This is a genomic window from Streptomyces roseicoloratus (assembly GCF_004117935.1).
Lineage (GTDB): Bacteria > Actinomycetota > Actinomycetes > Streptomycetales > Streptomycetaceae > Streptomyces > Streptomyces roseicoloratus.
On record NZ_SDOY01000062.1, the window covers coordinates 1 to 22,073 of the forward strand.

The following is a 22,073-nucleotide window of genomic DNA, read 5'->3' on the forward strand; positions in this document are numbered from 1 at the left end:
CCGTCCCGCGCCGCCGGAGGGCCGGCCCGCGCCGTCGGCGCGCCGCGCGGGCATGCCGTGGCCGAGGGCGACCACAGCGGCGCGCCCGCCGAGAGCCAGGGGCGGAACACCACGCGCGGAGAGCGGGCGCGGTACTGGCGGCCGGTGGAGCTGCCGGGCGTCGATCTGCTGCACGCCCACTACGTCCGGAAGTCCTTCTCCCGGCACACCCACGAGAGCTTCGTCCTCGCCGCCATCACCGAGGGCGTCGAGGCCTTCCACTACGGCAGCGACCTCGTCCGGGCCGGGCCCGGCCAGATCGCGCTGGTCAACCCCGACACCCCGCACACCGGGCACGCCGGGGTGCCCGAGGGCTGGACGTACCGCACGATCTATCCCGACGCCGGGCTGATCCGGGAGATCGCCGACGACACCGTCGCGCTGCGCGGCGACATCGGCTTCGCCCAGCCCGTCGTCGACGACCCGTACGCGGCCCGGCTCGTCGTCGAGGTGCACCGGGCCGCCGAGGAAGGCAACGCGCTCGCCGCCGACAGCCTGCTGCGGCTGGTCATCGCGCGGATGCTGCGCAGCCACGGCGGCCGCGTCAGGCCGCCGGCACCGTTGTCGGCCGGCGCACGGGACGCCGCACGCGCGCGTGCCGTCCTCGAGGAGAGGATGGCGGACCCGCCGACTCTGGAACGGCTCGCCGCCGAGCTCGGCACCAGTCCCTTCGCCCTCCTGCGGGCCTTCCGCGCCGCGTACGGCATGCCGCCGCACACCTGGCTGACCGACGCCCGGGTACGGCGGGCACGGCGTCTCCTGGACGCCGGGACGCCACCGGCGGAGGCCGCGGTCGCCGTGGGCTTCACGGACCAGCCGCACCTCAACCGGCACTTCACCCGCAGCGTGGGCGTGCCTCCGGGTGCCTACCAGCGGGCACGCGGCCTGCGCGATCCCCACGGACTGCGCGACCTGGGCGACTGGCGCAACCCGCGCGGATAGGAGCGGGGCCGCCGCGAGGGCCGCGGCCGCCCCGAGGGGGCTGGGCGGCGCCACGTGCCCCGCCCCGAGGGGGCTGGGCGGCGCCACGCGCGCGTACCGCCGCAAGAACGTACAAGACCCGGCCCGCCCTCCCTCCGTACCGTCGCTGACGTGGCAGAACAGACAGCACCTCCGGACGCACGCCGGGACGCGACCGCCGCCGGGCCCGCCAAGAGCGACTCCGCCGTCGTGCGCGACGCCCTCGGCGTCGGCATCGCCGTCGGCCTCTCCGGCTTCGCCTTCGGCGTGACCTCGGCCGGCGCCGGGCTCAGCCTCCTCCAGACCTGTGCGCTGAGCCTGCTCGTCTTCACCGGTGCCTCGCAGTTCGCGCTGGTGGGCGCCCTCGCCGCGGGCGGGAACCCGTTCACGGCCGCCGCCGGGGCGTTCTTCGTCGGCACCCGCAACGCCTTCTACGGGCTGCGCCTCAGCCAGCTGCTCGCCCTGCGCCCGCTCGCCCGGCCGTTCGCCGCGCAGTGGGTGATCGACGAGACCACGGCCGTCGCCCTCGCGCAGCCGGACCGCAGGTCCGCGCGCCTCGGCTTCACGGTCACCGGACTGACCCTGTACGTGCTGTGGAACGTCACCACCCTGCTGGGCGCCCTCGGTGCGGAGGCCATCGGCGACACCGCCGCCTGGGGCCTGGACGCCGCCGGGCCTGCGGTCTTCCTCGCCCTCCTCGCCCCCATGCTCCGCAGCGCCACCGAGCGCGCCACCGCCGCGCTCGCCGTGCTGCTCGGCCTCGGCCTCCTGCCCGTGCTGCCGGCCGGCGTCCCGGTCCTCGCCGCGGCGCTCGCCGCTCCCGCCGTGCTCTGGTTCCGCGGCCGCGAAGCGCACGGCCGTCAGCCGGCCGGTCGCAGGTCGGACGGTCGCCAGTCGGACGGTCGCCAGGAGGACGGCCCCGAGTCGGACGGTCACCAGGAGGACGGCCGTCCGACCGGCGGCCGACGGACGACGGAAGGCCGACCGGAGGACGAGAGCCGATGAACGTCTGGATCGCCATCGCGCTGACCGCCGCCGGGTGCTACCTGGTCAAGCTGCTCGGCCTCCTCGTCCCCGCCGGCACCCTCGAGCGGCCCCTCGTCCGCCGGCTCGCCGCGCTCGTCCCGGTCGCCCTGCTCGCCGCCCTCACCGCCCAGCAGACCTTCAGCAGCCAGGGCGCCCTCACCGCCGACGCCCGTGCCGCCGGTCTCGCCGCCGCGGCCCTCGCGCTGCTGCTGCGCGCCCCCTTCCTCGTGGTCGTGGGCGCGGCGGTGCTCGTCACGGCCGGCGTCCGCGCCCTCGGCGGCTGACCGGCCCGGCCCGGCCGTCCGTGCCGGCCGGGAGGGTCAGCCGATCCGGCGGCCGTGCGCGCGCAGCGTCCGCAGCGCCTCCACGGTGACGATCGGCCGGGCCTCCAGCGCGCTGCCCGGCGCCCACAGGCGCCAGGTGACGGGCCAGCCGCCGTCCTCCTCCTGCGCCGCCGCGAGGTGGTCCAGGGAGCGGCTCATCTCCTCGTCCGTGAACCAGCGGCGGGCCAGCGAGTCCGGCACGCGCGCGTAGTCGTACGGGTGGTGGTACTCGCCCGGCGCGTATCCGTCGGGCACCGGGTGGTCCTCCGCCCGGTCCGGGTCCAGCACGACGAGCCGCCGCTCGCGCACCAGCCGCCCGAGCCGGTCGCTCGCCGCCTGCGCGCGGGCGCGGTCCGGGACCCCGTCGAGGAAGGCGACGGCGGCCTGCACCTCGTACGGATGGGTCTTGTCCAGGGCGTCCACGGCCGCCCAGCAGAACTCGGTGGCCCGGAACAGCCAGGCGTGCCACACCTGGTTGCGGTGCAGCAGCCCGACCACCGGGCCGGTGGTGAGCAGCTCGCTCGGCGGCTCGTCGACGACCGGGACGAACGGCGCCGCCGGGTAGCCGCGTTGTGAGGGGTGGACGGCGGGCAGCGCGCCGTCGTGGGTCGAGACCTCGGTCAGATAGCGGCAGATCCGCTCGACCCGCAGGCCGCCGCACCGGCCGATGGAGTCGAGCACGCGCAGCGCGTGCGCGGTGTGCAGCGGCTGGCTGACCGGTCCGCGCAGATCGGGTTCGAGGGCGTGCCCGTAGCCGCCGTCCTCGTTGAGGTACGCGGTGAGGGCGGCCTCGACGGGATCCGCCCCGCCGCGCAGGAAGTGGTAGGCGAACCGGCGCTGTTCGAGCACACGGGCGGTCAGCCAGACGAACTGCTCGGCCCGTGCGAGGGGCGAGTCGGGCGGAGCGGGGGTTTCTGGAGGTTTTCCGGCCATGGTCCGACCGTAGGCCGGAACGCCCGTCTGACAAGGGCTACGGACCGGGCTGCACCCTTGAGGGCGGGATACTGGGGTCATGCGGTTGACGACTTTCTGGGAACGGATGACCGAGCACTTCGGCACGTCCTACGTCGAGTCCTTCGCCCGGGACCACGTCATGACGGAACTCGGCGGGCGGACGGTGCACCAGGCCCTCGACGCGGGCTGGGAGGCCAAGGACGTGTGGCGTGCGGTCTGCGCGGCGGTCGGCGTGCCGGACGAGAAGCGGTGATGTGACGGCCCCTGGCCGGAATGTCCGAGCGGTGCGCGAGACTGGCGGGGTGGCCCCGACTGACGAGCACGACGACGAGACCGACGAGACGAACAACACCGGCAGGACGGACAGGAACGGCGACGCCGGCAAGACCGACGAGACCGGCGAGACCGGCGAGACGAGCAACACCGGCAGGACGGACAGCACCGGCAAGGCCCGCGAGGGCGTCGAGTACGTCGAGCCGGCGGCAACGGCAGCGACCGGCCGCATCGCGGACGCGCCGTCCGGCCCCGCGCCCGCGCCCGCTCCCGCGCCGGCCGACGTGACCGCGACCGGCGCGCCACCGGTCGGCTCCGCCCTGACCGGCGCCGCTCCGACGGAATCCGCCCCGACGGGCGCCGCTCCGGCCGGCCCCGCCACGGCCGGCCCCGCCACGGCCGGCCCCGCCACGGCCGGCCCCGCCACGGCGGCACACATGCCGCGATGGCTGCCCCGCGCCCTGGTGCTCGCGCTCGCGCTCTACGCCTGTTTCCAGCTCGGCAGCTGGGCGTTCCACCAGCTCATCGGGCTGCTCGTCAACATCCTGCTCGCCTTCTTCCTGGCCCTCGCCATCGAGCCGGCGGTCGGGCGGATGGCGGCGCGCGGGATGCGCCGGGGCCTGGCCACCTTCATCGTCTTCTTCGGCGTCCTGGTCGTCAGCGTCGGCTTCGTCGTCCTCCTCGGCTCGATGCTCGCGGGCCAGATCGTCGACATGGTCGAGAACTTCCCCAAGTACCTCGACTCGCTGATCAACTGGATCAACCAGCACTTCCACACCGAGCTGTCCCGGGTCGAGGTGCAGGACAGCGTGCTGCGCTCGGGCTGGTTGCAGAAGTACGTGCAGAACAGCGCCGCCGGCGTCCTGGACGTGTCCGCCACCCTCCTCGGCGGGCTCTTCAAGCTCCTGACGATCTTCCTGTTCTCGTTCTACTTCGCGGCCGACGGCCCGCGCCTGCGCCGCGCACTGTGTTCGGTCCTGCCTCCGGCCAAGCAGACCGAGGTGCTGCGGGCCTGGGAGATCGCCGTCGACAAGACCGGCGGCTACCTCTACTCGCGCGGTCTGATGGCCCTGATCTCGGGAGTCGCGCACTTCGTGCTCTTCGAGATCCTGGACGTGCCGTACGCGCCCGCGCTGGCGGTCTGGGTCGGACTGGTCTCCCAGTTCATCCCGACCATCGGCACCTATCTGGCGGGCGCCCTGCCGATGCTCATCGCCTTCACCGTGGACCCCTGGTACGCGCTGTGGGTGCTGATCTTCGTCGTGGTCTACCAGCAGTTCGAGAACTACATGCTGCAGCCCAAGCTGACGTCGAAGACCGTCGACATCCACCCTGCCGTGGCCTTCGGCTCGGTCATCGCGGGCACGGCGCTGCTCGGCGCGGTCGGCGCGCTGATCGCGATCCCCGCCGTCGCCACGCTCCAGGCCTTCCTGGGCGCCTACGTGAAGCGGTACGACGTGACCGACGACCCGCGCGTGCACGGCCACCGGCGGTACGGGGAGGCCGTCGTCGCCCGCCTCCAGAAGGCGCTGCACCACGGCAAGAAGGAACCGGCGGAGCCGGACGGGCCCACGAGCGGCGGTCAGAGGTAGGACGGGCCCGTCACCCGGTGGCGGAAGAGCCGCCAGATCCACGCCTGTACGGCGACCGTCCCGGCCGTCACGGCGAGGACCGCCGGGACGAGCAGCCGCAGCGTCGCCGGGTCGGCGGTGTACGAGCCGGGGGCCAGGGTGCCGCCGGCGGCGAGCGGGAGCCCGCCGAGCAGCACGGCGGTGAGCGCGAACGGGTGCCAGGGGCGGCCGGCCCGCCCGACGAGCCGCCGGGTGCGCTCGTACGGCACGCCCGTCAGGCGCAGCGAGGCGAAGCCGAGCCCGTGGGCGGCGAACAGGGCGGCCACCGCGAGGGCGGTGAGGACGGCGACGGGCCCGCCGGCAGGTTCGTACGGGCGGCCGGTCAGCAGGGCCGCGAGCAGCCAGCCGGCGGAGAGCGCGAGGCTCCAGCTGCCCGCCGTCACGGCCCCGTCGCACAGCGCCCGCCAGCGCCGCCCCGGCCCTCGGCCGCGCGTCCACAGCCCGAGGTCCCGCACGATCCAGCCGGCCAGGAGCGGCAGGAGCACCGGGAACTGACCGGTGAGCAGCGCGCCTTCGAGCTCGGGGAAGCAGCCTGCGAGCAGGCCGGCGGTGGCGACGAGCCAGACCTCGTTGCCCAGGAAGAACGGCGCGAAGGAGGCGATCACCAGCCGCCGTTCGCCGGAATCCCGGCCCAGGTACGGGAGGAGCATGCCGGTGCCGATGTCCGCGCCGGCGAGCACGAACCAGCCGGAGACGAAGAAGGCGAGCAGGGCGAGGGCGAGAGTGTCCACGGTCGAATCGGCTCCTCGGGTGGGCGGGGCGGGTCGGCAGGGCGGCTCAGTGGGAGGTGAGGCGGGTCAGTAGCGGGCCGCGGGCAGGGCGTCGGCCGGGTCCGGTGCGTCGGGTCCCTCCCCGCGGTCGTCGTGGCCGAGGCCGCCGGCCTCGACGGGACCGCGCCGGGCGTGCCGGACGAGCAGCCAGGCGTTGAGGACGACGAGCAGCACGAAGAGCGTGGTGAACACGGTCAGCGAGAGTCGCATCTGCCCGGCGGAGAGGCCGGAGACCGCGTCCTCGGTCTTCAGGAGGCCGTACACGACCCAGGGCTGGCGGCCCGCCTCCCGGAAGACCCAGCCGCTGATCATCGCGAGGTACGGCAGCGGGACGGCGGCCATCAGGGCCACGTGCCAGGGCCGGAAGCGGAAGACGACGGTCCTGAAGAAGGCCAGGATGACGCCGGCGAAGGTGAAGTACATCATCAGGGCGAAGCAGATGAGCATGACCAGCCCCGCGCCGCGCGTCCAGCCGATCGAGGGCACGTAGTCGCCGGGTCCGAACCGGGCGACCATGTCCGCCTGGATCTGCGCGATCTCGGCGGTCTTCTGACCGAACACAGCCGATTTCATGGGCTGGAAGGTGCTCAGTGTGGAGAACTGGAGCCCGCCGAAGACCGCCGTCACCATCAGCGCGGGAAACGACAGGAACACCCCGATCCGCAGGCTCCGCCCGAAGAACCGCCACTCCGGGCTGCGCCGGAACAGGTGGTAGGCGCTCACTCCCGCCATGAAGAACCCGGCCGTCAGCAGCGCCCCGGCCACGATGTGCCCGAACGCGAGCAGCGCGGAGGGATTGGTCAGCACGGCGACCGGATCGTCCAGGACCAGCATCCCGTTCTCGGTGCGGTGGCCCACGGGATGGTTGAGGAAGCCGTTGGAGACCAGGATCCAGTAGGCCGACAGGTACGCGGTGAGGGTGACGACCCAGATCGCGGCGAGGTGCGCCCAGCGGTTCAGCCGGTGCCAGCCGAAGATCCACAGGCCCAGGAAGGTCGACTCGACGAAGAAGGCGACGATCGTCTCGACGGCGAGCGAGGCGCCGAAGACGTTTCCCGCGTAGTGGGTGAGGCCGTTCCAGCTCATGCCGAACTGGAACTCCATCACGAGGCCGGTGACGATCCCCACCGCGTAGTTGATCACGTACAGCTGGCCCCAGAAGCGGACCAGGCGCGCGTCCAGCGGCTTGCCGGAGACGGTGGCCTTCGTCTGGAGCGCGGCGACGACCGTCGCCAGACCGAGGGTGAGGGCGACGAAGAGGAAGTGTCCGCCGGCGGTGAGGGCGAACTGCAGCCGCGCGAGATCGAGTACGTCGGGATTCACCCCCTCAGCGTCGGCGTACGGTCAGGGCCGCGGCGTCCGCCCGTGGTGGACAGTCCGCCTACCGCCCCGGTTGCGCGCGTCCACGCGCGCGTACCACCACGGTTGCGTCCGGCCGGCCCCGTCCCCTAGGGGACGGCGGGACCCGCGGAGGGTGCGGAGGTGACGCCCCGCGGTCAGGCCATCCAGCCCGGTGTGATCATCCCCGACTCGTACGCGAGGATCACCAGCTGCGCCCGGTCCCGCACGTCCAGCTTGGTCATGATCCGGCTCACGTGGGTCTTCGCCGTCGCCGGCGAGAGCACCAGGCGGGTGGCGATCTCGTCGTTGGAGAGGCCCGCGCCCACCAGGCCCATGACCTCGCGCTCCCGCTCGGTCAGGGCGTTGAGCCGGGGGCTCGGGTCGGGGCGGCGCACCCGGCCCGCGAACTCGGCGATCAGCCGGCGGGTGACCGCCGGGGCGATCAGGGCGTCGCCGCGGGCCACCACCCGCACCCCATGCAGCAGTTCCGTCGGCTCGGTGTCCTTCACCAGGAAGCCGCTGGCGCCGGCGCGCAGCGCCCCGTACACGTAGTCGTCGACGTCGAAGGTGGTGAGCATGACCACCCGCACCCCTGTGAGACGGTCGTCCTCCGTGATGCGGCGGGTGGCCTCCAGGCCGTCGACGACCGGCATCCGGACGTCCATCAGGACGACGTCCGGGCGCAGCTCGCGGGCCAGTGCCACGGCCTGCTCGCCGTCCGCCGCCTCGCCGACCACCTCGATGTCGTCCTCGTCGGCCAGGATCGACCGGAAGCCGGCCCGGACCAGGGTCTGGTCGTCGGCGAGCACGACGCGGATCATGCGGGATCTCCCTTGTCGGCGAGGGGCGTGTACGGGAGCCGGGCGTCGACCCGGAAACCACCGGGGATGTTACGGGCGGTCAGCTCGCCGCCGAAGGCCCGGGCCCGTTCGGCCATGCCCCGGATGCCGCTGCCCGACGGCCGGTCGTCGGGCGTGCCGTGGCCGTCGTCCTCGATCCGCAGCCGCAGCTCCTCCGCGCCCCAGCCGAGCGTCACGAGCACCGAGCGCGCGCCGGAGTGCCGGGTCACGTTGGTGAGCGACTCCTGCACGATCCGGTACGCGGCGAGGTCGACCGGCGGCGCCAGCGGTACGGGACTGCCGTCGACCCGGGTACGGACGTCGAGGCCCGTGCTCCCGGCCCGCTCCACGAGCTCCGGGAGCAGTGCCAGTCCGGACGCCGGAGCGGTCGGTGCGGCCTCGTCGGCCCGGCGCAGCACCCCGAGCGTGGCGCGCAGCTCGCGCAGCGCCTCCTTGCTGGTGTCGCGTACGGCCCGCAGCGCGTCCTGCGCGGTGGCGAGGGCCAGGTCGGGCGCGGGCTTCTTGCCGAGGCGGTGCAGCGCGGCGCCCGACTGGACGTTGATCAGCGAGATGCTGTGGCCGAGGATGTCGTGCAGCTCGCGGGCGATCCGCAGCCGCTCCTCGGTGGCGCTCTGCCGGGCCCTGGCCTCCTGCTCCCGCTCTGCGGCGAGCGCGCGCTGCTCCACCTCGTGGAGATAGGCGACCCGGTTGCGCTGGGCACGGCCGACCGCGACCAGGCTGATCAGCCAGCCGGCCATCATCGCGAGCGAGGTGTCGTCGATCTGCCGCTGCCCGGGCTCCTGACGGATCTCGCCGAGGGCGACCGCGAGCAGCGTCACGGCCGCCAGCGCGACGGCGGCGGCGAACCGCCCTTCGGCGGCGGTGGTGTACAGCGCGAGCGCGAAGGCGATCAGGAGCGGGCCGTCCTGGGAGGACAGCGGGTAGTAGACGGCGCAGGCGAGGAGGGTCACGACGGCCACCGCCACGGGCTGCCTGCGACGGAACCACAGCGCTCCGCACCCGACCAGGATGAGCGCCCAGCCGATCGCCGTGCGCCCGGCCGGCTCCGGCTCGTAGTGCGCCACGATCAGCGTCCAGACCGCCACGACGAGCAGCACGACCAGGGCCACGACGCCGTCGCGCACGTCCCGCGGGCGGAGGGAGAGGGCCATGCCGGAAGGATAGGCGCGGGCCCGCCGCGCGGGTCGTCGACGTCCCGTCCTCCCCGGCGTGGTGCGCTTGACACAAAAATCGAACATCCATTCTCATGGAGGTTCGGGGCCTTGGGAACCCGGGCTTGTCGCCGGGTTGTCCACAGGCCGGAGAGGACGTCGGGGCCCGTTGTCAGTGGCAGGGGTTAGCGTCTTTCCCATGAAGCGATCGACTCAAGCAAACCGGGTGGAACCCATGGCAGGAACCGACCGCGAGAAGGCGCTCGACGCCGCGCTCGCACAGATTGAACGGCAATTCGGCAAGGGTGCCGTCATGCGCATGGGAGAGCGCTCGAAGGAGCCGATCGAGGTCATCCCGACCGGGTCGACCGCCCTCGACGTCGCTCTCGGCGTCGGCGGCCTGCCGCGCGGCCGCGTCGTCGAGATCTACGGACCGGAGTCCTCCGGCAAGACGACCCTGACCCTGCACGCCGTGGCCAACGCGCAGAAGGCCGGCGGTCAGGTCGCCTTCGTGGACGCCGAGCACGCCCTCGACCCCGAGTACGCCCGCAAGCTGGGCGTCGACGTCGACAACCTCATCCTGTCCCAGCCTGACAACGGCGAGCAGGCCCTCGAGATCGTCGACATGCTGGTCCGCTCCGGCGCCCTCGACCTCATCGTCATCGACTCCGTCGCCGCGCTCGTCCCGCGCGCGGAGATCGAGGGCGAGATGGGCGACTCGCACGTCGGTCTCCAGGCCCGTCTGATGAGCCAGGCCCTGCGGAAGATCACCAGCGCGCTCAACCAGTCCAAGACCACCGCGATCTTCATCAACCAGCTCCGCGAGAAGATCGGCGTCATGTTCGGCTCGCCGGAGACCACGACCGGTGGCCGCGCCCTGAAGTTCTACGCCTCGGTGCGCATCGACATCCGCCGCATCGAGACCCTGAAGGACGGCACCGAGGCGGTCGGCAACCGCACCCGCTGCAAGGTCGTCAAGAACAAGGTCGCGCCCCCGTTCAAGCAGGCCGAGTTCGACATCCTCTACGGCCAGGGCATCAGCCGCGAGGGCGGCCTGATCGACATGGGCGTGGAGCACGGCTTCGTGCGGAAGGCCGGCGCCTGGTACACCTACGAGGGCGACCAGCTCGGCCAGGGCAAGGAGAACGCCCGCAACTTCCTGAAGGACAACCCCGACCTCGCCAACGAGATCGAGAAGAAGATCAAGGAGAAGCTGGGCGTCGGTGTCCGGCCCGAGGAGCCCTCGGCCGAGCCGGGTGCGGACGCGGCGAGCGGCACGGACGCGGCGGGCGCGGACGAGGCGGGCAAGTCCGTCCCGGCCCCGGCCAAGGCCGCCAAGGCGACCAAGGCCACCGCGGCCAAGAGCTGACCCGGTGACCGGTCGCACCGAATGGCCGGACGGCAGCCCCGACTCGTCGAGGGCCGAGAAGGAGCTGTCGTCCCAGGATCCGGCTGAGCGGGCGCGGGCGATCTGCCTGCGCCTGCTCACCGGAACCCCCCGCACCCGCAAGCAGCTTGCCGACGCCCTGCGCAAGCGGGAGATCCCCGACGAGATCGCCGACGAGGTGCTGTCGAGGTTCGAGGACGTCGGGCTCATCGACGACGCCGCCTTCGCCGGGGCCTGGGTCGAGTCCCGTCACCACGGGCGTGGCCTCGCCCGCCGCGCCCTCGCCCGCGAGCTGCGGACCAAGGGCGTCGACCCCGGCCTCATCCAGGATGCGGTCGACCGGCTCGACTCCGACCAGGAGGAGGCCAGGGCCCGCGAGCTGGTCGACCGCAAGCTGCGCGCGACCCGCGGCCTGGAGCGGGACCGCCGGCTGCGCCGGCTCGCCGGCATGCTCGCCCGCAAGGGATACCCGGAGGGCATGGCCCTGAGGGTGGTCCGCCAGGCCCTGGAGGAGGAGGAGGGCGAGGACACCGAGGGCCTGGAAGAGCCCTTCTAGGGCCCTGTTACCTGTTAGGGCCTGTCCGGCTCAGCACCGTCCGGCTCAGCATCGTGCGGGCCCCGCCCCATGCGGCTCAGCACCGTCCGGCTCAGCACTGTGCGGCTCAGCACCGTCCGGCTCAGCATCGTGCGGTCCGGCCCCATGCGGCTCAGCGCCGTGCGGGCCGGCTCCCTGCTGCTCGGCCTCACGCAGCCCTGATCCACCGGACGGGGCCCGGTTCGTCGCGCCCGCCTCGGCCGCCGTCGGCGGGAGGACCGGGAGGCCGGCCGCCTTCCAGGCCTGGAAGCCGCCGATCAGGTCCGTCGCGCGGTACAGGCCCAGCCGGCGCAAGGACTCGGCCGCGAGGGAGGAGGCGTAGCCCTCGTTGCAGAAGACGACGATCCGCAGGTCGTGACGGTCGGCCTCGGGCAGGCGGTGGCTGCCCAGCGGGTCGAGCCGCCACTCCAGTTCGTTGCGCTCGACGACCAGCGCACCCGGGACCAGCCCGTCCCGTTCACGCAGGGCCGCGTAGCGCGTGTCGACCAGAAGGACGTCGCCCGCCTGGTGCGCCTCGTACGCCGTGCGGGCCTCGACACGGTCGAGACGGGCCCGTACCCGTTCGAGCAGCTCGTCGATACCGGTGGGAGAGCCGATGGGAGACCCGGTGGGAGAGCCGACGGGCGAGCCGGTGGGAGTCCCGGCGAGGGAGTCGGTGGGGGAGCCGACGGGAGACCCGCTCGAAACCTCGTGGGGCGCGTCGGTGGGTGCCTTGCCGCTCACTGCCAGTCCTCCGGGCGTTCGACCTGCTCGAGACGGAGCACCGCGCCCGTCCGGCTGAAGCGCCGGATCAGCGGCAGCGGCGGATAGTAGGCGTGCACCGAGACCGCGTGCTCGGACGCGGACTCGTTGAACACCTCGTGCACATGGTGGCGCCCGAAGGCGCGGCCCCGGCCGGCCGGAAGCTCACGGCTGCGGTCGACGCCTTCGGCCAGCTCCAGGTTCTTCCAGCCGCCCGCCGGAAGCCGTACGGCGAGGGAGTTCTCCCGCAGGCGGCCGCGAGCGGTGGCGAAGGCACCCAGCGACTCGGCGTGGTCGTGCCAGCCGGTGCCGGTGCCCGGCGGCCAGCCGATGAGCCAGGCCTCGCAGCCGCCCGGACCGTCGAGCCGCACCCAGGTGCGGCCCTCCGGATCGAGCGGGAGCGAGAGGACGAGGGCGGCGTCGGCGGCCGTGCGCCGGACGAAGTCCAGCAACTCGGCCTCGGTGGGAGCGGAAGAGCCCGAAACGGGCGCGGGGGCGTGCTGTGTCCGGGACACGGAGGACCGTCCTGAGGTTCGCGAGCGCGCGCGAAAACCCGGTGGGCCCGCGCAGCAAGGGGAAGGGGAGGCGAATTCAGCAGGACGGGCGACACGTGCAGCCCGCGTAGCGGAGCAGGTCCATGTGGACCCTCCGCCACAGGCGCACATCGGTGTCGGTCACGCTCCGGAGTACACCACGTGCCTCCGCGGCGGTCAATCGACGTTCATCAGGTGTCAACACGACCGTCACACCCCCTGAGGACCGGTCTCCGAGCCTCAGTTCACGTCCGCCGTACGATCCCCGCCACCACCACGGCCACCGCCACCGCCACGGCCACCGCCTCCGCTCCTCGCCCCGCTCGCGCCCGGCGTCTCCGCTCCCGCCGGCTCCTCCTCGGCCGCGGCTCCGCCCCGGACCGAGTCGGCCGCCGCGTGCAGTTCCTCCGGCCGCACCCCGGCGAACGCCGCCGCCAGGTGGCCGTCCGGGCGGACCAGGAGGACGGCGTGGGCGGGGGCGCCGGGATAGGCCTCCGTCACGAGGAGTTCGGCCGGGGCGGGCAGGGCGTCCACGGCCTCGGCGAGCCGGGGCATCACCCCCGCACTCACCCAGTGCCGCCGGTCCCACACACCGGTCCCGGGGGCGACGAGCAGTACCAGCAGCCGGCCCTGACCGAGCCGGTCCCGCAGCCGTACGGTCGTGCCGTCGGGCGCGGTCACCCGGACGTCCTCGACCGGCGCGCCGTCCGGCGTGCCCACCGGGATCCGGCCCTCGGCGGGTTCGGGCGCCAGCGGCGAGTGCGGATACGCGGGCGGCGCGCCCAGCGGCCCGCGCCCGAGGTGCCCGTCGGTGAGCAGGGCGTCATGGCCGCGCGACCCGCCCCGCAGATAGGTCCGCAGCCCTCCGCCGCCGCGCAGCACGGGCAGCGACTGGTCGGCGGCGCGCAGCCGGGAGGCGACGGCCGAGCGCCGCTCGCTCTGGTAGCTGTCGAGCAGGGCCGGCGAGGCGTCGCGGTGGTGCCAGGCGTGGGCCAGCTTCCAGGACAGGTTGTCGACGTCCCGCAGGCCCTCGTCGAGCCCCTGGGTGCCGACCGCGCCCAGCAGGTGCGCCGCGTCGCCCGCGAGGAAGACCCGGTCCACCCGCCAGCGCCGGGCCAGCCGGTGATGGACGGTGTGGACGCCGGTGTCGATCAGCTCGTACGGCGGGGTGGCGCCCTCGCACCAGCCGGCCAGGGTGTCGCGGATGCGGGCGACCAGGGCGTCGGGCGTGACCAGCTCGCCGCGCGGCGGCAGCAGCCAGTCGATCCGCCACACCCCGTCGGGCAGCGGCCTGGCCGTGATCTCGTCGCCGACGCCGCGCCAGACCGGCTGACGGTGCAGCAGGGCCTCGCCGGCCCAGGGGAGTTCGGTGCGCAGCGCGGCGACCGCGTGCCGTTCCACCGCCGTACGGCCGGGGAAACGGACGCCGAGCAGCTTGCGGACGGTGGAGCGCGCGCCGTCGCAGCCGACCAGATGGCTGCCGCGCCACCAGGTGCCGTCGACCCCCCGGGTGTGGGCGCTGACGCCGTGCTCGTCCTGCTCGATGGTGTCGACCCGGGCCTCGGTGACCAGGGTGACGAGGTCCTGCCGGGCGATGGCGTCGCGCAGCCCGCGGGCCAGGGCGTGCTGGGGGATGTGCAGCGGTGCGGGCGGCCCCGCGGGCTCACCGTCCGAGCCGTCGCCGGCGATCCCGAGGCCGAGGTCGAGCCGCACGTGCCGGGTCTGCTGCCGTCGGCGCAGCGTGCGCCAGCCGACCCAGCGGACCCCCTCGTCACGGAGCGTGGCGCAGCCGAGCCGTTCGACCAGGGCGGCCATGTCGGCGCGGAGCACCGCGGTGCGGGCCGGCCGCGGTTCCTCCTTGCCGGGGCCCTCGTCGAGGACGACGCTGGGCACGTCCTGGGCGGCCAGGGCGAGGGAGAGCACGAGGCCGACGGGCCCCGCGCCCACGATGATCACCGGGTCCACGGCGCGACTCCTGGAGGCGGGCAGATCCGTACGGTCGTACGGGAAGCACAGCAGGGTGTGGCGCGGTCCCGGAGCTTGATCACAGAACGTATGCAACCCACTGGGGGTGCGTGCGTCAAGTGACGGGGGCAGCGGCGTCGCCACTGCCCCCGGATGATGTCACATGCCGTCAGTTCTTCGTGATGTCAGGGCCGTCGGCGGGCGCGCCGAGCGCCCCTGCGATGCCACCCGCGCCACCGGCGTCGGCGGCGAGCACGACGGCCCGGGCCTCGGAGTCGGAGACCGGCGTGCCGGTCTTCGAGCGGCGTCCCCGCTTCTCGATCCAGGTGGCGAGGGCGGAGAGGGCGAGGCACAGCGCGATGTAGATGGCGCCGAAGACCACGATCACGGAGACGTACGGGTACTGGCCGTTGACCAGGGTGTTGGACGCGATCAGCCGGGCCGAGTAGAGCAGCTCGGGATAGAGGATCACGAAGCCGAGCGAGGTGTCCTTGAGGGTGACCACCAGCTGGCTGATGATCGTCGGCAGCATGGACCGGACCGCCTGCGGCAGCAGGACGGAGGTCATCACCTGCGTCTTGGTCATGCCCAGTGCGTAGGCGGCCTCGCGCTGGCCGCGCGGCACCGCGTTGACGCCGGCGCGCAGCACCTCGGCCTGGACGCAGCCGTTGTAGACGGACAGACCGAGCGCGAGCGCCCACATCGAGTAGTCCGTCAGGAAGGCGACCCACACCGCGAAGATCGTGATGAGCAGCGGGATCGAGCGGAAGACCTCGATGAAGGCGGTGGCGAACCAGCGGACCGGCTTGTGGTCGGAGAGCCGGGCCACGGCGAGCAGCACGCCGAGCACGAGCGAGCCGACGGCCGCGAGGGCGAACGCCTTGAGGGTGGCGAGCAGCGCGTCGGCGATGTTCTGCCGGATGCCCGCGTAGTTGAAGATGTCCCACATCTCGGGGGCGAGGTGGCCCTTGTCGGCCAGCCGCATCAGACTGACCGCGAGCAGCGCGAGGATGGCGAGGCTGCCGACGACGGCGTAGATCCGGTTGCGGATCCGGGCCTTGGGGCCGGGGGCGTCGAAGAGAACGCTGGCGCTCATCGGGCGACCTCCAGGTTGCGCTCGAGGAGTCGGAAGAGTCCGCTGATGGCGAAGGTGATGACCAGGTAGGCGGCGGCGACCCAGAGGAAGATCGGGATGATCGCGTAGCCCTGCTCGCTCATCAGCGTCTGCCAGCCGAAGAGTTCGGTCACGCTGAAGGCGCCGGCGATGGCCGAGTTCTTCGTCAGGGCGATGAAGATCGAGCTCAGCGGCGGCAGCACGGTCCGGGTGGCCTGCGGCAGCACGATCAGGCGCAGCGTCTGGGAGAACGTCAGACCGAGCGAGCGGGCCGCCTCGGCCTGGCCCAGCGGCACGGTGCCGATGCCGGAGCGGACGGCCTCGCACACGAACGAGGACGTGTAGAAGCCGAGCGCGAGCGACGCGAGCACGAACGGGCTCATGCCCGGGAAGAGGATCTCCGGCACGACGAAGACGAAGACCAGGAAGAGCAGCGTCAGCGGGGTGTTGCGCAGCAGCGTCACCCACGCGGTGCCGAAGGCACGCAGCGGAGGGACGGGGGAGACCCGGAAGCCGGCGACGACGATGCCGAGGAGCAGCGCGATGACCGAGCTGACGGCGGTGATCTCCACGGTTCCTATGAAGCCGTTGCGGAACTCCGCGAAATGGTCGAGCAGTACGTTCATGAGGACTCCGCGTCGGCAGTCGGCGGCGGGCGGGCGTGCGGCGGACGGACCCGCGGCAGGCTGGTGCGTGCGGCGGGGCTACGTGCGGCAGGCGTACGGGCAGGGGGCGCGGCGCCCCGCGGCGCACAGGGCGTGCGGGGCGCTCGCGTACGGGGGTTCGGGCGGCGTCAGTAGCGGACGATCGCCGGCGGCGCGACGTAGCCGGAGCCCGAGAGACCGAGGGTGGCCTCGTAGATCTTCTTGTAGGTGCCGTCACCCTGGTACTTGGCGAGGATGTCGTTCACCTTGTCGCGGAGGACCTTGTCGTCCTTGTTCATGCCGATGCCGTACGGCTCCTCGGTGAACGGCTTGCCGACGACCTTCAGCTTGCCGGCGTTGGCGGCGGCGTAGCCCTTGAGGATCGAGTCGTCGGTGGTGACGGCGTCGACCTGCTTGGTGAGCAGCTGCTGGACGCAGTCGGAGTACTTGCCGAGCTCGACCGTCTCCGCGCCGTACTCCGGCTTCTTGATCTCCTGCAGCGGGGTCGAGCCCGAGATGGAGCAGACCTTCTTGCCCTTCACCGACTGCGGGCCGGTGATGGCGGTCTCGTCCTTGCGGACCAGGAGGTCGGCGCCGGCCTTGTAGTACGGGCCCGCGAAGCCGACCTGCGCCTTGCGCTTGTCGTTGATCGTGTAGGTGCCCACGTAGTAGTCGACCTGGCCGGTGGAGATGGCGGTCTCACGGAGCTTGGAGTCGACCGTCTTCCACTCGATCTGCTCCTCGGAGAAGCCCAGGTCGGCGGCGATCATCTTGGCGATCTCGATGTCGAAGCCGGAGCGCTTCTTGGTCGCCTGGTCCTCGAAGCCGAGGTACGGCTGGTCGGCCTTCGAGCCGATGACCAGCTTGCCGCGCTCCTTGGCCTTCTTGAAGGTCGGCGAGTCGAGGGAGACGCCGCTCGCGACGGTGTACGTGGGCAGCTTGGGCGCGGAGGCGTCTCCGGGCTTCGTGGCGGGCTTGTCGCCGGCCGAGCCCTCCTTGCCGCCACAGGCGGTCGCGGTCAGCGCGAGCACGGCGACGGCCACGGCCGCGGTCTTGCGGAGCTTCATCGTGAACATCCCTCAGGTCGTGGTTGGTTGATCGTCAGTGTGCAGTACGTCGCACGCTGTCACTACGGAGTTCCGGGCGCGCCGTCTCAGTGGTGGAGGATCTTGGAAAGGAAGTCCTTGGCGCGGTCGCTGCGCGGGTTGCTGAAGAACTCGTCGGGGGTGGCCTGTTCGACGATCTTCCCGTCGGCCATGAAGACCACGCGGTTGGCGGCCGAGCGGGCGAAGCCCATCTCGTGCGTGACGACCACCATCGTCATGCCCTCGCTCGCCAGCTGCTGCATGACCTCCAGGACCTCGTTGATCATCTCCGGGTCGAGGGCCGAGGTCGGCTCGTCGAACAGGATGACCTTCGGGTCCATCGCGAGGGCGCGGGCGATGGCGACGCGCTGCTGCTGACCGCCGGAGAGCTGCGCCGGGTACTTGTCGGCCTGGGTGCCGACGCCGACCCGGTCGAGCAGGGCGCGGGCCTTGGCCTCCGCCGCCTTCTTGTCCGTCCTGCGGACCTTGATCTGCCCCAGCATCACGTTCTCGAGCACCGTCTTGTGCGCGAAGAGGTTGAAGGACTGGAAGACCATGCCGACGTCGGACCGCAGCCGCGCCAGCTCCTTGCCCTCCTGGGGCAGCGGCTTCCCGTCGATCGTGATGCTGCCGGAGTCGATGGTCTCCAGCCGGTTGATCGTGCGGCACAGCGTGGACTTGCCGGACCCGGAAGGCCCGATGACCACCACGACCTCGCCGCGGCGGATCGTCAGGTCGATGTCCTGCAGCACGTGCAGCGCGCCGAAGTGCTTGTTGACGTCGGACAGCACGACCAGGTCGTCCGTGGCCGGCACGGGGCCTTTCGAAACCTTGGTCACTGACACTCCGCTCATCGGCTTCTTGCTCCGTCCTGCTCGGTTGGGGAGGACACTAGAGATCGGGGCGGAGGGGCGTCACCACATCTGAGCGAAGTTTGAGCATAACGATACGGTCGCAACCGGACACTCTGCGTGAACGGGATGGCCCCGTAGTTCCCGCCCTGGTACACAGATAGTCATCACCCGCCGTCACCGCCCACGAGTCCGTACGAGAAAACGAAGGAGGGCGCATGAGACTGCTGCTCGTCGAGGACGACGACCACGTCGCCGCCGCGCTCTCCGCGATCCTCGCCCGGCACGGCTTCACCGTCACCCACGCCCGCAACGGTGAGGAGGCGCTGCAGGCCGTGCTGCCCGCCGCGCACGGCGAACGGCCCTCGTACGGGGTGATCCTGCTCGACCTGGGCCTGCCCGACCAGGACGGCTACCAGGTCTGCGGCCGCATCCGGAAGCTCACCAGCACGCCCGTGATCATGGTGACCGCACGCGCCGACGTCCGCTCCCGGATCCACGGTCTCAATCTCGGCGCCGACGACTACGTGGTCAAGCCCTACGACACCGGCGAACTGCTCGCCCGGATCCACGCGGTCAGCCGGCGCAGCGCCGGCGGCGAGGACCAGGGCACCACGGCGGAGGACAGCACCCTGCGGCTGGGCTCCGTCACCGTCGAGCTGCCCACCCGCCGGGTCAGCGTCGACGGCGACGCCGTGCCGCTCACCCGCAAGGAGTTCGACCTGCTCGCCCTGCTCGCCCAGCGCCCCGGCGTGGTCTTCCGCCGCGAGCAGATCATCAGCGAGGTCTGGCAGACCAACTGGGAAGGCACCGGCCGCACCCTGGAGGTCCATGTCGCCTCCCTGCGCTCGAAGTTGCGCATGCCCGCCCTGATCGAGACCGTGCGGGGCGTCGGTTACCGCCTGGTCCCGCCCACCGCGTAACCCCCCGACCGTCCGCCCGTGCGCACCCGACTCCTCCCGCTCCTCATCGTCCTGATGGCCGGTGTCCTGCTCGCCCTGGGCTTTCCGCTCGCGGCGAGCACCGCCGCGTCGGAGCAGCAGCGGGTGGTCGTCGACCGGCTCGAGGACGCCGCACGGTTCGCGGCGCTCGCCCAGTTCGTCAACGAGAGCCGCTTCGGCCCCGACGAGCGGCGTGCCACCCTCGGCGGCGAACTCGCCAGCTACCACGAGGTCTACGGGATCAGGACCGGCATCTTCTACCGCGACAACCGGACCATGACGAGCGCGCCCGAGGACTGGGTCGTCCCGTACGACGGCGAGGGCAGGCGCGCGTTCAACGAGGCCCTGCTCGGCCGCCGCAGCCACGACCCGCCGCAGGTGTGGCCCTGGCAGGGCGACGCCCGGCTCACCATCGCCTCCCCGGTCGTCCGGGACGGGGACGTCTTCGCCGTCGTCGTCACCGACTCGCCCACCGGCCGGCTCCGCTCCCGCATCCTGCACGACTGGCTGCTGCTCTTCGCCGGCGAGACCGCCGCCATGCTCCTCGCCGTCGGCGCCGCCTTCCGGCTCACCGGCTGGGTGCTGCGGCCCGTCCGCGTGCTCGACGCCGTCACCCACGACATCGCCACCGGCCGGATGAACTCCCGGGTCGCCGAGACCGGCGGCCCGCCCGAACTGCGCCGCCTGGCCCGCTCGTTCAACGAGATGGCCGACCACGTCGAGGACGTCCTCGACCAGCAGCGGGCCTTCGTCGCCGATGCCTCCCACCAGCTGCGCAACCCGCTCGCCGCGCTGCTCCTGCGGATCGAGCTGCTCGCCCTCGAACTGCCCGAGGGCAACGAGGAGATCGCGTCCGTACGCACCGAGGGCAAGCGGCTCGCCCAGGTCCTCGACGACCTCCTCGACCTCGCGCTCGCCGAGCACACGGCAGCGGACCTGCGGCTCACCGACATCGGCGCGCTCACCGACGAGCGGGTCGCGTCCTGGCGGGCGGTCGCCGAGGACAAGGGCGTGACGCTGGACGCCGCCACCGTGGCCGTCACGGCCTGGGCGGACCCGGTGGCCCTGTCCAGCGCCCTCGACGCGGTGATCGACAACGCCCTGAAGTTCACCCCGGCCGGCGAGGACGTCGGAGTGACGGTACGGCTGGCCGCCGACGGCCGCACGGTCGAGATCGCGGTCGCCGACCGCGGACCCGGACTCACCGACGAGGAACTGGAGCGGGTCGGCGACCGCTTCTGGCGCTCCAACCGGCACCAGAACGTCAAGGGTTCAGGCCTGGGCCTGTCCATCTCCCGGGTCCTGCTGGCCGCGGGCGGCAGCACCATCACGTTCGCCCGCAACACACCCCACGGCCTGCGGGTGACGGTCGCGGTGCCGCGCGAGGACCCGAGGCCGCGGGGTGCCTCGCAGGGCCGGGGAGGCCGGGAGCAGGAACGGGACTGGGGCCGCGAGGGTCAGGAGCAGGGCGGCGCCTGAGGTCGCGAGGGCCAGGAGCAGGGCGGTGCCTGAGGTCGCGAGGGTCAGGAGCTGGACCGCGGCTGGGGCCGCGAGGGGCAGGAACAGGGCCCCGGCTCAGAGCCGGAATCAGGGCTTCACGGAGCGGTAGTAGCGCCGGGCGCCCTCGTGCAGGGGCAGCGGTTCCGTGTAGATCGCCGTCCGCAGGTCCACCAGCTGGGCCGGGTGCACCTGCTTGCCGATCCCGTCCCGGCTGGCGATCACCGTACGGGTGAAGCCCTCCACCAGGTCCGGATCGGCGTCGTCCGTGGTGACGAGGATGTTGGCCACGGCGAGGGTGTCCACCGGGTTGCCGCTCTGGGCGAGACCGTACGCGTCGCCCGGGATGGTCGCCGAGCGGTAGTGGCGGGTCGACTCGCCCACGTCGTGCAGGCTGTCCACCAGGGCGGAGTCCAGCGGCACCAGCCGGATCGGCAGCCGCTCGGACAGCTCCTGCACGGCCTGGGTGGGCAGACCGCCCGACCAGAAGAAGGCGTCGAGCTGCCGCCGTTCCATGAGGTCCGGCATCGTGTCGATGCCGGCCGAGACCGGGACGATGTCCACGTCGGGCGTGACCCCGGCCGCCGCGAGCACCCGGTCGGCGATCAGCCGCACGCCCGAGCCGGGCTGGCCGACGCCGACGCGGCGCCCGCGCAGATCGGCCACCGTCTCGACGGGCGAGCCCTTGGGGACGATCAGCTGCACGTAGTCGTCGTAGAGCCGGGCGCAACCGCGCAGCTTCTCGAAGCCCGGCCTGCGGTCCCGCAGGTACTGGGCCACGGCGTCCGCCGTCGCCAGCGTGAAATCGGCCTCGCCCGAGGCGAGCCTGGCGAGGTTCTGCTGGGATCCCTCGCTGTCCGTCAGCGTTATGCGGACCTCGGGGAGGTCGCGCGCGAGGGCCTGCTGGAGCAGCTTGCCGTACCGCTGGTAGACACCCGTGGGCACGCCGGTGCTGAAGGTGACCTGCCCGCTCGGCGTCTTCGCGCCGAACGGAACCAGCCACCAGACCAGCACCCCGGCCAGCACCAGCAACGCCGCCGAGACCTGGAGCAGGCGACGACGGGCGGAACGGGACAGCGCGGGGAACATGCGGCGATCCTGCCAGCTGCCGAAGCCTCCTGGCCAGGCCGGCCGTGGCGCGGGCGGGTGGCGCCACGGGACGGGGGTGGGGCGACTACGGGGGGTAGGCGACTACGGGGGATAGGCGGGTGGCGCCACGGAGCGAGGGCGGGGCGAGGGCGGGAGGGCAGGCGGGCTCGCCCTGCCGCTTCCGCCTGCTCCTCCTGCCCGCGGCGGGCAGGCCGCCGTACCGGTCCCGCCGCGGTCGGCATCGCCGCGGTCGCTCCCGCCGACCCGCCCCGGTGGGTCGGCGGCCTGAGCGATCATCTCCCC

General features: G+C 72.8%; 22 protein-coding genes and 1 pseudogene. 9 read left to right on the forward strand and 14 right to left on the reverse strand.

The features are described 5' to 3' along the window. Positions 1-144: 144 nt before the first annotated feature. From ESG85_RS05220 to ESG85_RS05230, 3 genes are all read left to right on the forward strand, one after another. Entirely contained in the window at positions 145-981 is an 837-nt protein-coding gene (locus ESG85_RS05220; protein WP_246094814.1) for an AraC family transcriptional regulator, read from the forward strand. Between the two features lie 150 nt (positions 982-1,131). Then, a complete protein-coding gene (locus ESG85_RS05225) occupies positions 1,132-2,004 on the forward strand; it encodes an AzlC family ABC transporter permease (protein ID WP_128976835.1) in 873 nt (290 codons plus the stop codon). Next, positions 2,001-2,309, forward strand: coding sequence for an AzlD domain-containing protein (locus tag ESG85_RS05230; RefSeq protein ID WP_128976836.1), 309 nt, complete (start codon positions 2,001-2,003; stop codon positions 2,307-2,309). The genes ESG85_RS05225 and ESG85_RS05230 overlap by 4 nt, the downstream gene beginning before the upstream one ends. A 36-nt stretch (positions 2,310-2,345) precedes the next feature. Here the strand turns inward: ESG85_RS05230 and ESG85_RS05235 are convergent, their stop codons facing one another. Continuing rightward, entirely contained in the window at positions 2,346-3,281 is a 936-nt protein-coding gene (locus ESG85_RS05235) for a hypothetical protein (protein ID WP_128976837.1), read from the reverse strand. A 79-nt stretch (positions 3,282-3,360) separates the two neighbouring features. On the opposite strand from ESG85_RS05235, the gene ESG85_RS05240 reads away from it, so the two are divergent. Both ESG85_RS05240 and ESG85_RS05245 read left to right on the forward strand, forming a co-directional pair. Beyond that, positions 3,361-3,555, forward strand: coding sequence for a DUF3046 domain-containing protein (locus tag ESG85_RS05240; protein ID WP_128976838.1), 195 nt, complete (start codon positions 3,361-3,363; stop codon positions 3,553-3,555). A 457-nt stretch (positions 3,556-4,012) separates the two neighbouring features. Beyond that, the gene (locus tag ESG85_RS05245) at positions 4,013-5,167 is read left to right on the forward strand and encodes an AI-2E family transporter (RefSeq protein ID WP_128976908.1); all 1,155 of its coding nucleotides are present in this window, start codon (positions 4,013-4,015) and stop codon (positions 5,165-5,167) included. Here ESG85_RS05245 and ESG85_RS05250 read toward each other — a convergent pair. From ESG85_RS05250 to ESG85_RS05265, 4 genes are all read right to left on the reverse strand, one after another. Further along, on the reverse strand, positions 5,158-5,937 hold the full coding sequence (locus ESG85_RS05250) for a cytochrome d ubiquinol oxidase subunit II (protein WP_128976839.1): 780 nt from the start codon (positions 5,935-5,937) through the stop codon (positions 5,158-5,160). The genes ESG85_RS05245 and ESG85_RS05250 overlap by 10 nt on opposite strands. Before the next feature lie 66 nt (positions 5,938-6,003). Beyond that, positions 6,004-7,299, reverse strand: coding sequence for a cytochrome ubiquinol oxidase subunit I (locus ESG85_RS05255; protein WP_128976840.1), 1,296 nt, complete (start codon positions 7,297-7,299; stop codon positions 6,004-6,006). Positions 7,300-7,472: 173 nt separating this feature from the next. Then, positions 7,473-8,138, reverse strand: coding sequence for a response regulator (locus ESG85_RS05260; protein ID WP_128976841.1), 666 nt, complete (start codon positions 8,136-8,138; stop codon positions 7,473-7,475). After that, positions 8,135-9,328 carry a sensor histidine kinase gene (locus ESG85_RS05265; protein ID WP_128976842.1) on the reverse strand — a complete coding sequence of 398 codons (1,194 nt, stop codon included), beginning with the start codon at positions 9,326-9,328 and terminating at the stop codon, positions 8,135-8,137. Before ESG85_RS05265 ends, ESG85_RS05260 begins: the two co-directional genes overlap by 4 nt. A 235-nt stretch (positions 9,329-9,563) precedes the next feature. On the opposite strand from ESG85_RS05265, the gene recA reads away from it, so the two are divergent. Both recA and recX read left to right on the forward strand, forming a co-directional pair. After that, a complete protein-coding gene (gene recA / locus ESG85_RS05270) occupies positions 9,564-10,697 on the forward strand; it encodes a recombinase RecA (RefSeq protein ID WP_128976843.1) in 1,134 nt (377 codons plus the stop codon). Beyond that, entirely contained in the window at positions 10,585-11,271 is a 687-nt protein-coding gene (gene recX / locus ESG85_RS05275; protein WP_246094810.1) for a recombination regulator RecX, read from the forward strand. The genes recA and recX overlap by 113 nt, the downstream gene beginning before the upstream one ends. A gap of 246 nt (positions 11,272-11,517) precedes the next feature. Here the strand turns inward: recX and ESG85_RS35680 are convergent. The 8 genes and pseudogenes from ESG85_RS35680 to ESG85_RS05310 all read right to left on the reverse strand — a co-directional run. Further along, a pseudogene (locus ESG85_RS35680) lies at positions 11,518-11,907 on the reverse strand (rhodanese-like domain-containing protein); the annotation flags it as partial. Between the two features lie 122 nt (positions 11,908-12,029). After that, entirely contained in the window at positions 12,030-12,566 is a 537-nt protein-coding gene (locus ESG85_RS05285) for a cupin domain-containing protein (protein WP_246094811.1), read from the reverse strand. 76 nt (positions 12,567-12,642) lie between these two features. Further along, positions 12,643-12,798: a putative leader peptide gene (locus tag ESG85_RS36870; RefSeq protein WP_425471160.1), complete on the reverse strand. Its 156-nt coding sequence runs from the start codon at positions 12,796-12,798 to the stop codon at positions 12,643-12,645. A gap of 26 nt (positions 12,799-12,824) precedes the next feature. Then, on the reverse strand, positions 12,825-14,549 hold the full coding sequence (locus ESG85_RS05290) for an FAD-dependent monooxygenase (protein WP_128976846.1): 1,725 nt from the start codon (positions 14,547-14,549) through the stop codon (positions 12,825-12,827). A gap of 169 nt (positions 14,550-14,718) precedes the next feature. Beyond that, a complete protein-coding gene (locus ESG85_RS05295) occupies positions 14,719-15,645 on the reverse strand; it encodes an amino acid ABC transporter permease (protein ID WP_128976847.1) in 927 nt (308 codons plus the stop codon). Beyond that, entirely contained in the window at positions 15,642-16,289 is a 648-nt protein-coding gene (locus tag ESG85_RS05300; RefSeq protein WP_128976848.1) for an amino acid ABC transporter permease, read from the reverse strand. Before ESG85_RS05300 ends, ESG85_RS05295 begins: the two co-directional genes overlap by 4 nt. A 167-nt stretch (positions 16,290-16,456) precedes the next feature. Beyond that, positions 16,457-17,374 carry a glutamate ABC transporter substrate-binding protein gene (locus ESG85_RS05305; RefSeq protein ID WP_128976849.1) on the reverse strand — a complete coding sequence of 306 codons (918 nt, stop codon included), beginning with the start codon at positions 17,372-17,374 and terminating at the stop codon, positions 16,457-16,459. Between the two features lie 86 nt (positions 17,375-17,460). Then, on the reverse strand, positions 17,461-18,246 hold the full coding sequence (locus tag ESG85_RS05310; protein WP_181018968.1) for an amino acid ABC transporter ATP-binding protein: 786 nt from the start codon (positions 18,244-18,246) through the stop codon (positions 17,461-17,463). A gap of 215 nt (positions 18,247-18,461) precedes the next feature. On the opposite strand from ESG85_RS05310, the gene ESG85_RS05315 reads away from it, so the two are divergent. Continuing rightward, the gene (locus tag ESG85_RS05315) at positions 18,462-19,166 is read left to right on the forward strand and encodes a response regulator transcription factor (RefSeq protein WP_128976851.1); all 705 of its coding nucleotides are present in this window, start codon (positions 18,462-18,464) and stop codon (positions 19,164-19,166) included. Between the two features lie 18 nt (positions 19,167-19,184). Next, a complete protein-coding gene (locus tag ESG85_RS05320) occupies positions 19,185-20,663 on the forward strand; it encodes a sensor histidine kinase (protein ID WP_128976852.1) in 1,479 nt (492 codons plus the stop codon). A gap of 108 nt (positions 20,664-20,771) precedes the next feature. Here ESG85_RS05320 and ESG85_RS05325 read toward each other — a convergent pair whose 3' ends face one another. Continuing rightward, on the reverse strand, positions 20,772-21,770 hold the full coding sequence (locus ESG85_RS05325) for a TAXI family TRAP transporter solute-binding subunit (protein WP_128976853.1): 999 nt from the start codon (positions 21,768-21,770) through the stop codon (positions 20,772-20,774). Between the last annotated feature and the right edge of the window lie 303 nt (positions 21,771-22,073).